Source organism: Bradyrhizobium dasycarpum, from assembly GCF_042019905.1.
Lineage (GTDB): Bacteria > Pseudomonadota > Alphaproteobacteria > Rhizobiales > Xanthobacteraceae > Bradyrhizobium > Bradyrhizobium japonicum_B.
The window spans coordinates 901,634-913,870 of the sequence record NZ_CP169574.1; the positions used below are offsets into that span (position 1 = coordinate 901,634).

At 64.4% G+C, this 12,237-nt stretch carries 12 protein-coding genes and 1 pseudogene; 8 read left to right on the plus strand and 5 right to left on the minus strand.

Features of this window, described 5'->3' with window-relative positions; genetic code table 11:
• Nucleotides 1-97: 97 nt before the first annotated feature.
• Nucleotides 98-640 carry a CDP-alcohol phosphatidyltransferase family protein gene (locus tag ACETMP_RS04605; protein WP_028136806.1) on the minus strand — a complete coding sequence of 181 codons (543 nt, stop codon included), beginning with the start codon at nucleotides 638-640 and terminating at the stop codon, nucleotides 98-100.
• Between the two features lie 156 nt (nucleotides 641-796).
• Between ACETMP_RS04605 and purM the strand changes: the two genes are divergently transcribed.
• Nucleotides 797-1,870, plus strand: a complete 1,074-nt coding sequence (gene purM / locus ACETMP_RS04610) for a phosphoribosylformylglycinamidine cyclo-ligase (protein WP_028136805.1) — start codon at nucleotides 797-799, stop codon at nucleotides 1,868-1,870.
• A complete protein-coding gene (purN, locus tag ACETMP_RS04615; RefSeq protein ID WP_375160049.1) occupies nucleotides 1,870-2,523 on the plus strand; it encodes a phosphoribosylglycinamide formyltransferase in 654 nt (217 codons plus the stop codon). The genes purM and purN overlap by 1 nt, the downstream gene beginning before the upstream one ends.
• A 91-nt stretch (nucleotides 2,524-2,614) precedes the next feature.
• Here the strand turns inward: purN and ACETMP_RS04620 are convergent, their stop codons facing one another.
• Nucleotides 2,615-2,821: a cold-shock protein gene (locus ACETMP_RS04620; protein WP_018645416.1), complete on the minus strand. Its 207-nt coding sequence runs from the start codon at nucleotides 2,819-2,821 to the stop codon at nucleotides 2,615-2,617.
• Nucleotides 2,822-3,198: 377 nt separating this feature from the next.
• Between ACETMP_RS04620 and ACETMP_RS04625 the strand changes: the two genes are divergently transcribed.
• Nucleotides 3,199-4,353, plus strand: coding sequence for an autotransporter outer membrane beta-barrel domain-containing protein (locus ACETMP_RS04625; RefSeq protein WP_375160050.1), 1,155 nt, complete (start codon nucleotides 3,199-3,201; stop codon nucleotides 4,351-4,353).
• Between the two features lie 18 nt (nucleotides 4,354-4,371).
• Here ACETMP_RS04625 and ACETMP_RS04630 read toward each other — a convergent pair whose 3' ends face one another.
• Nucleotides 4,372-5,412 carry a LysR family transcriptional regulator gene (locus tag ACETMP_RS04630; RefSeq protein WP_375160051.1) on the minus strand — a complete coding sequence of 347 codons (1,041 nt, stop codon included), beginning with the start codon at nucleotides 5,410-5,412 and terminating at the stop codon, nucleotides 4,372-4,374.
• Between the two features lie 71 nt (nucleotides 5,413-5,483).
• Between ACETMP_RS04630 and ACETMP_RS04635 the strand changes: the two genes are divergently transcribed.
• The 5 genes from ACETMP_RS04635 (at nucleotide 5,484) to ACETMP_RS04655 (ending at nucleotide 9,096) form a co-directional block, all read left to right on the plus strand.
• Nucleotides 5,484-6,101 (plus strand): hypothetical protein, encoded by a 618-nt coding sequence (locus ACETMP_RS04635; RefSeq protein WP_375160052.1) that lies wholly within the window; start codon nucleotides 5,484-5,486, stop codon nucleotides 6,099-6,101.
• Nucleotides 6,088-6,708 (plus strand): GNAT family N-acetyltransferase, encoded by a 621-nt coding sequence (locus tag ACETMP_RS04640; RefSeq protein ID WP_257194360.1) that lies wholly within the window; start codon nucleotides 6,088-6,090, stop codon nucleotides 6,706-6,708. The genes ACETMP_RS04635 and ACETMP_RS04640 overlap by 14 nt, the downstream gene beginning before the upstream one ends.
• A 25-nt stretch (nucleotides 6,709-6,733) precedes the next feature.
• Nucleotides 6,734-7,297 carry an isochorismatase family protein gene (locus ACETMP_RS04645; protein ID WP_375160053.1) on the plus strand — a complete coding sequence of 188 codons (564 nt, stop codon included), beginning with the start codon at nucleotides 6,734-6,736 and terminating at the stop codon, nucleotides 7,295-7,297.
• Nucleotides 7,298-7,327: 30 nt separating this feature from the next.
• Nucleotides 7,328-7,498, plus strand: coding sequence for a hypothetical protein (locus tag ACETMP_RS04650; RefSeq protein WP_196236032.1), 171 nt, complete (start codon nucleotides 7,328-7,330; stop codon nucleotides 7,496-7,498).
• Nucleotides 7,499-7,713: 215 nt separating this feature from the next.
• Nucleotides 7,714-9,096 (plus strand): aspartate aminotransferase family protein, encoded by a 1,383-nt coding sequence (locus ACETMP_RS04655; protein WP_028136798.1) that lies wholly within the window; start codon nucleotides 7,714-7,716, stop codon nucleotides 9,094-9,096.
• Nucleotides 9,097-9,260: 164 nt separating this feature from the next.
• On the opposite strand, the pseudogene rnd reads toward ACETMP_RS04655, so the two are convergent.
• Nucleotides 9,261-10,408: pseudogene (rnd, locus tag ACETMP_RS04660) on the minus strand (ribonuclease D).
• Between the two features lie 486 nt (nucleotides 10,409-10,894).
• Nucleotides 10,895-12,229: an ABC transporter substrate-binding protein gene (locus tag ACETMP_RS04665; protein WP_375160054.1), complete on the minus strand. Its 1,335-nt coding sequence runs from the start codon at nucleotides 12,227-12,229 to the stop codon at nucleotides 10,895-10,897.
• Nucleotides 12,230-12,237 lie beyond the last annotated feature (8 nt).

Sequence of the window (12,237 nt, forward strand, 5' to 3'; positions counted from 1 at the left end):
CCGGCCCGTTTGAAGAGAATGCGATTTGATCGAGCGGAATTGGCCTTTTGCGGGGCTGCTTCCGCTTTCACCTGGTCCGCTCTCACTTGGTCCGCTCTCACTTGGCCTCGATCGTGCTCATGTGCCGCAGCCACCCGACGAGATAGAGCGACACCGACGAGAGCGTGAAGACCGTGACGAGGCCCATCAGGATGATATCATAAGGAGCCGGCTTGAAGCCGAAGGCAAGTGCCGCCAGCACCAGGGCGGCGAACGCCACTTGGGCAACGGTGTTGAGCTTGGACACTTTCGACGGCTTCATCTCGACGGGCCGGTCAAACAGCCAGGATATGATCACGGCGGCGACGATCATGATGTCGCGCGAGACCACCAGGATCACGATCCAGCGCGGGATCGCACCCCAGATCCCCAGCGCCATGTAGATCGAGACCAGCAGGGCCTTGTCCGCGAGCGGGTCGAGCAGGGCCCCAAGTTCGCTCGTCATGTTGAAACGCTTGGCCAGGAAGCCGTCCACGGCGTCGCTGATACCGGCGATCAGGAAGACGGCGAACGCGACCTCCATTTGGCTCGACACGATGGCCCAGACGATGATCGGGACCAGCATGATGCGGCCCAGCGTAATGATGTTCGGAATACTCACGAAAGCGCTTCCCGGCACCCGGTCTACCTCGAATCCGGCCCCTCGGGAGGCTGAACCGGTTGATATCTCTACATAGTATATGGCGGTGCGCCATGCGAGCCATTGCGTGTCCCCGGAATTCGACGTAACCAGCCGCAACCCCACTGGACATCGGGCATGACCGACCGCAAAAACGGCCTCACTTACGCCGATTCAGGCGTCGATATCGATGCGGGCAACCGCCTGGTCGATCTGATCAAGCCGATGGTGCGCGCCACGGCGCGGCCGGGGGCCGATGCCGAGATCGGCGGCTTCGGCGGCCTATTCGACCTCAAGGCGGCCGGTTTCAAGGACCCCGTCCTCGTGGCCGCGACCGACGGCGTCGGCACCAAGGTCAAGATCGCGATCGAGACCGGGCTGCACGGCGGGATCGGCATCGACCTCGTCGCCATGAGCGTCAACGATCTCGTGGTGCAGGGCGCCGAACCGCTGTTCTTCCTGGACTATTTCGCCTGCGGCAAGCTCGACCCCGAGGCCACGGCTTCGATCGTCGCGGGCGTCGCGGAAGGCTGCCGCGAATCCGGCTGCGCCTTGATCGGGGGTGAGACCGCCGAGATGCCCGGCCTCTACAAGGACGGCGACTATGACCTCGGCGGCTTTGCCGTCGGCGCGGCGGAGCGGGGCACGCTGCTGCCTCGCAAGGACATCGCGGCGGGCGACGCCGTGATCGGCCTTGCCTCGTCGGGCGTGCATTCCAACGGCTTTTCGCTGGTGCGCAAGATCGTGGAACAATCCGGCCTGGGCTTCGCGGCGCAGGCGCCGTTCGCACCCGTGATGACGCTCGGCGGCGCGCTACTGACGCCGACCCGGCTCTACGTCAAGTCCTGCCTGCGCGCGATCCGCGAGACCGGCGCGGTGAAGGGGCTCGCCCACATCACCGGCGGCGGCTTCACCGACAACATTCCGCGCGTGCTGCCGCCGCACCTCGGCGTCGGCATCGACCTCGCGCGCCTGCCGGTGCTGCCGGTGTTCAAATGGCTGGCGGCGCAGGCCGGCATTGCCGAGCTGGAAATGCTGCGAACCTTCAATTGCGGCATCGGCATGATCGCGATCGTCGAGCCCGACAAGGTCGACCAGGTGATCGAGGTTTTCACCGACGCCGGCGAGACTGTGGCGCAGCTCGGCACCGTGATCCCGGCCGAGGGCGAGCATCGCGTCGTCTATAACGGCCATCTCGATCTGGCGCTGTGATGAAGCGCCGCGTCGCCATCCTGATCTCCGGCCGCGGCTCCAACATGGCCGCGCTGATCAGGGCAGCAAGCTCGGCGGATTTCCCGGCGGAGATCTCGCTCGTCATTTCCAACAAGGCCGATGCGCCCGGGCTCGAGCGGGCCAAGGCGGCGGGCGTGAGCACGCTGGTGATCGAGAGCAAGTCGTTCGGCAAGGACCGCGCCGGCTTCGAGAAGGTGCTGCAGGCGGCGCTCGATCAGCACGGCATCGAGCTGATCTGTCTCGGCGGCTTCATGCGCCTGTTCACGGCCGAGTTCACCAAAGCCTGGTACGGGCGGATGCTGAACATCCATCCCTCGCTGCTGCCGTCCTTCCCCGGCCTCGATCCGCACGGCCAGGCCTTGCGCGCCGGCGTCAAGCTGTCGGGCGCGACCGTGCACTTCGTGATCCCCGAGACCGATGCCGGTCCGATCGTGATGCAGGGCGCGGTGCCCGTCAGCGATCACGATACGGGGGATACGCTGTCGGAGCGCATCCTCGAGGTCGAGCACCGCATCTATCCCGAAGCGCTGCGGCTGCTCGCGACCGGCAAGGTCCGGATCGAGGGCGATGTGTGCAGGACGGATGGAAGCGGGCCGTCGGAGAATTTCCTGATCGCGCCGGTGGTGAGCTGAAGCGACATCTCGCTGCGCTCGCCCCAAAACAAAATCCCCCGGCAGAGCCGGGGGCCACGTCATGGTCTCTCGCGCTCCACGCCGAGAGACATCAGGAGACCTTGAGGTTCTCCGCGGATGCTTTGCCGCGGTTCTCCACGAGGTCGTATTCAACCACTTGGTTTTCGTTGAGGGTCGAGAGTCCGGCGCGCTCGACGGCGGAGATGTGAACGAACACATCCTTGTCGCCACCGTTCGGCTTGATGAACCCATAGCCCTTGGTCGGGTTGAACCATTTGACGGTGCCCTTTTGCGGCATCGCTAGTCTCCTCCACTAGATACAAAAAAGACGCGGCCGCTTTTCGCGTGCCACGCCACAAACGGGCTTCCGAAGTCTGTTCGAGTCTTGAGGCGCAATGTCGCGAAACGCACAGTCGAGCGGCCAATTCCGATTGTGTCCGATATTGCAACACGAAAATCGCGCGTTAGCAAGCAGAGCGCGAATTTCAAGGGCAGGCAGGCCGGACCGATCTGCAATTTCCGACCTGTGGCTGCGGAACCACAATCGAGGCAATAGCCTGCGTGCCGGCATGCTAAGCGGTTGACCCTCCGGAGCAGTTCGGCCCAAATCGCGGCTTGCGTGCGCCGCGCGTGTTGCATTTTGCGCGCCGCCTTTGGCTTTCGGGATTTGTCGTCATGTGCTGCACATCGCAGCCCTTAGGGATACGGCAGACGATCGGGCGGGGCCGCGTCGGCAGGGTCGCGGCCGCAATCGTGGTGTTTGCGATCCTCGTGATGATGTCGGCCATATCGCCGGTCCTGGCGCAAAGCCCAACGCCAACCCCGACACCGACGCCCACGCCGTCACCGACCCCGATCCCGACGCCGACATCGACCAATTACGACCAGTCGGTCCGCAACGGTGCGCTCAATCTCGGCTCCAGCTTCCTCGAGCGGCTCGGCAACCAGGCCTCGGGTGGTTTCGACCGGGCGTTGCGGACCAATCCCGGCGGTGGCGGCGCATCGGCAGCTGCGGAAGATCCGCGCTACCGCACCTGGTTCGAGGGCTACGGCATCTCGGTCCGCACCGACGCGCAGGGCGACTTCGTCGGCGACAAGCGCAAGACGGTTGGCGGCGTCGCCGGCTTTGGCGCGCGCGTTGCGCCGGGTGTCAATCTCGGCTTCTCCGTCGACCAGAGCCACACCGACGTCGACGTACCGCTGGCGCTGCAATCGGCGACGCTCGACCTGACGCAGATCGGTTTCAGCGGCTCGGTCGACAAGGGCCCGTGGACCTGGGCCTTCGCCGTGGTGCACGGCTTCGGCAAGGTCCGCTCCAGCCGCGACACGGGTCTCGGCTTTGCCACCGCGGGTTATAGCGCCGCGATCGACGGCGCGCTGACCGAGATCAGCTATTACTGGACCCAAGACCAGATGCGTGTCGTGCCAAAGGGGGCGCTGGAATATGTGCGCGCCACCAGCGCGGCGTTCCAGGAGACCGGCGGTCTCGATCCGCTCAACGTCGGCCCAACGGCGCTCGCGCGCGCACGCGTCATGATCGGGGCCGAGATCGGCCGCTACTTCATCATCGATCAGAAAATCCTCGACCTGTCCGCCTACGGCAAGTTCGTCGACAATTTCCATCAGGATCTCGGGTCGATCCAGGTCAGCCTGGGAACCCAGAGCATCGTCGTTCCCGGCATCGGGGAGAGCCGCTATGGCGCGGATGCCGGCGCCTCGGCTTCGCTCAGCCTGACCAGTGTGGCGCGGCTCTACGTCAATTACGACGGCAAATTCCGCAACGAGCTGACGTCGCACCAGGGCACGGTCGGCTTCGAGTACAAATGGTGAGCTCAAGCTCGCCCGCGCTCAAGCCGGCGTCGTGGCGACATATCCCGTCAGTCCAAATCCCTCGCGCGCGTCCGCCATCATCGGCACCAGCGCGTTCGGATGGATGAATTCGTCGCGGAAGCAGGGATAGGTTTTGGGATCGAAGATCTTCTTCAGCCAGTCGACCACGATCTTGTGGCGCTCCGAGGTTCGGAACTCCTTGTGATAGGTGAGCCAGAGATCGGCGTGGTGGCTGACGCCGAGATCGACGGCGACTAGCGGCGCGCCGAGCGCGATCGAGACCGTCGGCAGGAAGCCGATACCGGCGCCGCGTTCGACGGCATAAAGCACGCCGACCGAGGAATTGGTCTTGATCCCGACGATGCCCTCCAGCGACTTCAGTCCAAGCACGCGGGCATAGGCACCGTCGTCGACCTGCGGTGCGCTCTGCTTGATGATGCGGTGGTCCTTCAGCTCCGCAAGCGTCGTCGGCACACCGTAGAGGTTTTCGTACTCCTTGGAGACGAAGGGATAGATGTGCAGGCGGCCGAGCTTGGCGACGATCAGGTCGGGATTGGTCGGCGGCTCGAGCTGGATCGCGATGTCCGATTCAAGCCGTGCGACGTCGGCCTGCTCCATCGCGCAGCGCAGATCGACGGTGATCCTGCGGTAGGTCTTCTGGAAGTCGATCAGCCGCGGCAGGATCCAGAAATTGCCGGGACCCTCCGTCACCGCGACGCGCACGGTGCCCGAGGTGTCGTTCGATGATCGCGAGGCGCGCCGGAAGACGTTGAAGGCGTGACGCTCCATATGCGCAACGTCGGCGATCATTGCGGTGCCTTCATCGCTGAGCGTGAGCCCGCTCTGGTCGCGCAGGAACAGCTTGCAGCCGATGCTCTCTTCGAGCCGGTCGACCCGGCGCATCAGCGTGGTCGAGGTGAGCCCGAGCTCCTCGGCGGCATTGCGAAAACTTTTATATTTTGCGCATGCTAAAAACAGCTTCAAATCGTCCCAGGACGCATCCAGGGCCTCTTCACGGTGCTGCATCATCGCAGCACCCCGGTGCAATAACTGGTGCATACTCCTGATCTCCAGCCGCTAAGCTTCTCGGAATAGCGGGGCACGAAAGCCTCGAACGATAGAGGCGTGATATGGGTATGGAAAGGGGCTCGATTGCCGCAAGACATGATTTCGATGCCTTGCCGCTGAGCCCGGAAGTCGACGTCCGGTGCGCGCAATCTTCCGAAATAGCCGCGCTGGCGCAGATGGCGCACCGGCTGGTGCCGGGCGTGCGGATCGGAGCGGAAGAGCTCGCGCGATATGCCACGTTCGATCCCCAGAGCATTCTGACGTTCAGCCGAAAGGGCCATCTCGTCGGCGGCATGGCCTTCCTGTTTCTCAATGACCGCGGGCACGATGCGCTGCTGCTCGACGAGATCTGCCTTACCGCGCCCGAGACGCGCTATCTCGCTTCCGCGAAGGAAGACGTCGCCGCCATCTACATCTGGGCGATCGCGGCGACGGGGCGCGGCGTCGCCGGTCTCGGCAAGGCCGCGGCACATCTGCGACAGCTAAGGTTTCGCGGCGCGGATTGCTATGCGCAGCCGTCAACGGTGGCCGGACGCAACATCATGCGGGCGACCGGCTTCGCACCGGTCCCAAGCTTCCAGCCCGACCTCTGGTGCTACGAGCGGCCCTGGCATCGGCAGCCGATGCGCATGCCGGGTGCAATCATTCAAGCAAGGAGTTTTGCAGATGCACGGTACTAGGATTCCCGTCGCCAAGCCCAGTTCCCGCGCCATCAGCATCCGCCTTGCGCGCGATCCAAACGATCTCATGCTGGTCACCGCCATTCGCTCCGCGGTGTATCTCGCCGAGCAGGATTGTCCGTTCGAGGAGGAGTTCGATGGCAACGACATGGTCGCGGCGCACTTCATCGGCTTCGTCGGCAACGAACCTGCGGGCTGCCTGCGGGTGCGCTTCTTCGGCGATTTCGCCAAGGTGGAGCGGCTCGCGGTGCGCCACCAATACCGGCGCTCGCGCGTCTCGTTCAAGCTGGTCCAGGCCAGCGTCGACTACGTGAAGCGCAAGGGATTTCGCAAGATCTATGGTCAGGCGCAGGACAGGCTGGTGGATTTCTGGGCGCATTTCGGCGCCAAGCCGCTCGGCCACAATCGCAAGATCACCTTCTCGGATTTTTCCTACACCGAGATGCTGCTGGAGATCGAGCCGGGCCCGGACGCGATCACGCTGGACAGCGATCCCTATGTGATCATCCGTCCCGAGGGCGATTGGGATCGGCCGGGCGTGCTCGACGCCTCGGCGGGGCGGGCGGTGACCTCACCGCTGCGCGACCTCGCGCTCGCCGATCGCTGAAACTGGTGCAGCTCTGCGCAACACAATGCCGGCTTTTATCCACGACGATCCGCCGATCCTGGTCTGCGCGGATCTGCAGATCGAATACCTAACCCCAGGGCGCCGCCACGTCATCCTCGACGGCGACGGCGCCACGGCGCGCTGCCTGGAACTCCTGACGCTGTGGCGCGGCAATCTGTGGCCGGTGATGCATTTGAAGCGCATCGCGCAGGCCGCTTGGTTCAATCCGGCATCCAGGCTGACCGATTGGATCGCGGAAATGAAGCCGCGGCCGGGGGAACTGACGTTCGAGCATCCGCTGCCGTCCGCCTACAGCTCGTCGCGGTTTGTGGACTACATGTCCAATATCCGCAATGTGCGCTGCATTCTGGTCGGGTTTTCGCTGGATGAGACGATCCTGGCCACCGCCGCCGACGGGTTTCACCGCAGCCATCACTACCGGGTTGTCGCCGACGCCGTGGCTTGCCGCCAGCCGGGCACAGGCGATGCCGCCGCCTATAAGCATGCGGTAGTGAATGTGGTCGGGAATTTTGCTACAATCCAATCCAGCGCCGAACTGATCAGAACCAGCGGCGTCGTTGCGGTGTAGGCGGCCGCGACCGGCGGATGGGGTGAGGGATTGTCACGGGGAGACGAGCTCGAGGAGCTGGCCAGCGACCTGTCGCATGCCGCCGAGAAGGCGCGCAGGCTTGGTCTGCCGACGACGGTTTATCTGCTGTCGATGGCGCTGGTGGAAGTGAGGGAAGCCGCAGCCGGCGCCGACGACGGGCATGACGACGGTGCGGCGTGAGAGCTGCCCCCCAGCCGTTTCCGACATGCGGGCTGCGATGTGCCGTTCCGTGATGCGCGGCTTTGTCGTCTGCGGCTTTGTGCAACGCTGCTGAGCGCTTGCTGCCGGCGAATTGGCGTTGCAAGTTCTGCGCTGTCGCAATAGCCAAGAGACTTGATCATCGAGTGATGACGCCGGCTATGCCTGCGACGTGACGCTTTCAAGGATCCTCGCAAATGTCCATGCTGCCCAATTCGCAAGAGGCCCGGGATGTGGCCTATCAGCTCCACCCCTACACCAACGCGCGCACGCATCAGCAGGCCGGTCCCCTGGTGATCGAACGCGGTGATGGTCCCTACGTCTTCGATGCGTCGGGCAAGCGCTATTTCGAGGCGATGGCCGGGCTGTGGAGCGTCGGGCTCGGCTTCAACGAGAAGCGGCTGGTCGAGGCCGCGCACAAGCAGATGCAGGCGCTGCCGTTCTATCACACCTTCTCCGCCAAATCGCACGGGCCCTCGATCGACCTCGCCGAGAAGCTGGTCGCGCTCGCGCCGGTCGCGATGAGCAAGGTGTTCTTCACCAATTCCGGCTCGGAAGCCAACGACACCGTGTTGAAGCTGATCGCCTATCGCTCCAACGCGCTCGGCCAGCCGCAGCGCAAGAAGGTGATCAGCCGGATGCGCGCCTATCACGGCGTCACCATCGCCTCCGCCAGCCTCACGGGCCTGCCGAACAACCACCGCTCGTTCGACCTGCCGCTGCCGAACATTCTGCACACGGGCTCGCCGCATTTCTACAAGGACGGCGCCGCCGGCGAGAGCGAGGAGGCGTTTGCGACGCGCCGCGCGGAGGAGCTCGACGCGCTGATCCAGAAGGAAGGGCCCGAGACGATCGCGGCGTTCTTCGGCGAGCCGGTGATGGGGGCGGGCGGCGTCGTCGTGCCGCCGGCGACCTATTGGGACAAGATCCAGGCGGTCCTGAAGAAGTACGACATCCTCCTGGTCGCCGACGAGGTGATCTGCGGCTTCGGCCGCACCGGCAAGATGTTCGGTTGCGAAACCTATGGCATCAAGCCGGACGCGATCGTGGTCTCCAAGCAGATCACGTCGAGCTATTTCCCGCTCTCGGCGATCATCATGAACGACCGCATGTTCGAGCCGATCGCGGACGAGAGCAACAAGATCGGCGTGCTCGGCCACGGTTTTACCGCCGGCGGCCATCCGGTCGGCTCGGCGATCGCGCTGGAGAACCTCAAGATCATCGAGGAACGCGGTCTGGTCGCGCATGCGGCCGAGCTCGGCGCCTACATGCAGGGCCGTTTGCGCGAGCTCACCAGCCATCCGCTGGTCGGGGAGGTTCGCGGCGTCGGCATGATCGCGGCGATCGAGCTCGTGCTCGACAAGGGGCGCAAGACGGCCGCGGCAACGCCCGGTGCGGTCGGCGGCATCGCCAGCCGCATGCTGCAGGAGCGCGGCGTGATCTCGCGCAACATGCTGGACGCCATCGCCATCTGCCCGCCGCTGATCGTCAACAAATCCCACATCGACGATCTGGTCGCCGCGATCTCGGGCGTGCTGGACGACATGAAGGCGGAAGTCGCCAAGCTGACGCCGGCATAGAGCAGCATTGGAGATGGTGGACCCTCACCCTGAGGAGCGCGCACGTTGCGCGCGTCTCGAAGGGCGAGGCCACCAGCCGGGCCTTCATCCTTCGAGACGCGCGTTCCGCGCTCCTCAGGATGAGGATCTGGCTCTGCCGCCGCTGTGACGATCGTGCTGGCCGACTACGCCCGCTGCACCCCGATCACGCGACCCTTTTCGATCGCCAGCGCCAGCTCGCCGCGCTTCAGCTTGAGCGCGGCATCGCCGAACAATTCGCGGCGCCAGCCGCGCAAGGCGGGCACGTCGGCCTCGTCGTCGGCCGCGATCTCCTCGAGATCGTCGACCGTCGCGATCACCTTGCTGGCGACCGCGTGGCGCTCGGCGGTCATGCGCAGCAGCACCTTCAGCAGCTCGACGATGGCGGCGCCGTTGGAATTGTTGCGCGGCTTTTCCAGCTTCGGCAGCGTCGAAAAATCCCGCTTGAGCCCGCGCTCGACCGCGGCGACGATGTCCGCGCCCCATTTGGATTTCTCGAACCCTTTCGGTACCGAGCGGAGATGGGCGAGCTTCTCCAGCGTGGTCGGCGCGTGGGTGGCGATGTCGGTGATCGCCTCGTCACGCAGCACGCGGCCGCGCGGCACGTCGCGGCTCTGCGCCTCCTGCTCCCGCCAGGCCGCGACCTCCATCAGTACCGCGAGATCCTTCGGCTTGCGCACGCGCGTCTTCAGCCGCTCCCAGGCCCGCTCGGGATGGAAGTCGTAGGTTCGGGGGAGGTGAGCACCTCCATCTCGATGGAGACCCACTCGCTGCGGCGGCGTTTCTTGAGGTCGGCGTCGAGCGCGGCGAACACGTCACGCAGGTGGGTGACGTCGGATACCGCGTAATGCATCTGCTCCTTGGTCAGCGGCCGGCGCGACCAGTCGGTGAAGCGATGGGTCTTGTCCGGACGGTGGCCGGTAACCTTTTCGACCAGGGCGTCGTAGGCGATGCTGTCGCCGTAACCGAGCACCATCGCGGCGACCTGGGTGTCGAACACCGGGTGCGGGATGATGCCGGCCTGATGCCAGATGATCTCGATGTCCTGACGGGCGGCGTGGAATACCTTCAGCACGCTCTCGTTGGCCATCAGCTCGAAGAACGGCTTGAGGTCGATGCCGGCAGCCAGGGTGTCGATGACGATGGCTTCCTCGGCGCTGGCCATCTGCACCACGCACAGCAGCGGGTAGTAGGTGGTCTCGCGCAGGAACTCGGTATCGACGGTTATGACGGGGTGCTTGGCCAGCCGGCTGCAGGCAGCCGCGAGGTCAGCGGTGGTGGTAATCAAATCCATGAACGGCCCATGACACTTGACATCAGCCGTTCTGCCGAAAGTGCTGTGATGTCAAGGGGCTCGATGCGAATTCGAGCCTTGCATCGGGGCCGGAATCGCTTTTTCCGACGAAATTTCTATTCGTAACGGATCCGGTGCGAGGATTTGCGGGCGCAGGGCAGCGCCACCACGATTACACACATGACGACCAGCGCCAGCCCCAGGAACTCGAAAACCAACAGATCCACGGCGAAATCTCCAGCAACATTGATAGATTTGTCGGGGGTATGTTGAGGGTCTGTTAATTCTCGCGGCTACCGGCCGTGCGGGCATCCGGATGGTGGACGAGGGGTTAATGGCTCCATCCCGCTCGTCGTCTTGGCCGGGCTTGTCCCGGCCATCCACGTTCTTTTCGCGCGCAAGCTCGTGATGCCTGGGCCTTCGCCGCGCCGAAGCGGCTTCGGCCCGCGCAGGCGGGACAAGCCCGGGCATGACGACGTTGTAGGCTTACGGCAGCTTCAGCGACGTCTCCGCATTGTACGGCTTCAGCGTCTCGTCGGCGGCCTTCTGGGCGGCGGCGAGGGCTTCCTTCGGCTGCTTCTTGCCGTTGAGGACCAGCATCACCTCGTCCTCGAGAGTCTTGCGGACGGGCACGGTCTTGTAGGTCGCAAACCACGGCTTGGCGACGTCAAGCTGCTCGACGGCGGTCTTGGCGTCGGGATTCTTGTTCAGGAACTCGACCATGTCGGGCGTCTTGTACGCCGCCATGTTGGGCGCGAAATAGCCGGTGGCGCGGCTCCACCAGCCGCTCTTCTCGGGCGAGGTCATCCACTTGATCAGCGTCCAGGCGGCCTTCTGTTTGTCGGCTTCGAGACCGGCCGGAACGATCAGCGAGGCGCCGCCGATCGGCACGGCGTTGCGGACGTTGCGTGGGATGAAGGCGACCTTGTAATTGAACTTGGCGTTGTCGCGCACGTAAGTGAGCGAGCCCGTCGACAGCATCATCATCGCGGCATTGCCCGAGATGAAGGAGGTGCTGACGGCAGGGCCGGGCGTGGCGCCGGGCGTATGGACCTTGTGCTTATAGATCAGGTCGTTCCACCAGGAGAGCGCGCCGAGCATCGAGGGCGTGTCGTAATAGACTTCGCCGCCGAACTCCTCGTTGTAATAGCGCCCGCCATTGCTCATGGTGAGCGTTTCCATCATCCAGCCGCAATAATCGTAGGCGCAGGGGATCGCGATGCCCCATTGGCTCACCTTGTCGCTGTCGCGCTTGGTCAGCTTCTTGGCCCAGTCGGTGAGCTCGGCCCAGGTCTGCGGCGGCTTGTTCGGGTCGAGGCCGGCTTCCTTGGCCTTGTCGGCGTTGATGTAGAGCAGCGGCGTCGAATTGTGGAACGGCACGCCATAGACCGAGCGGTTGATCACCGCGTTTCCGTGCAGCGCGGGGAAGAACTGGCCGAGGAACTGCTCCTTGGTGGTGCCATCGGCCTTGATCAGCGCATCGAGATTGGTGAGCTCGTTCTCGATCTGCATGTCGAGCAGGAAATTGGCCGACATGATCACTGCGGACGGCGGCTTGCCGGCCTTGATCGCGGCGCGCGTCTTGATCAGCGTGTCGTCATAGGAGCCGGTGTAGACCGCGGTCGCCTTGATGTCGCGATGGGTCTCGTTGAACTCCTTGATCAGGGTGCCCATGTCGCGGGCGAGCTTGCCGTCGACGGGGACGGGGAAGAACAGATCGATCTCGGTCGGGCCTTCGCCGGCGAGGGCCGGAAAGGCGAGCGCGCCGGCCATGGTGCCTATCATGGCAAGGCCGAGTGCAAGCCTGCGGGAAAACAGCATCGAAGAAT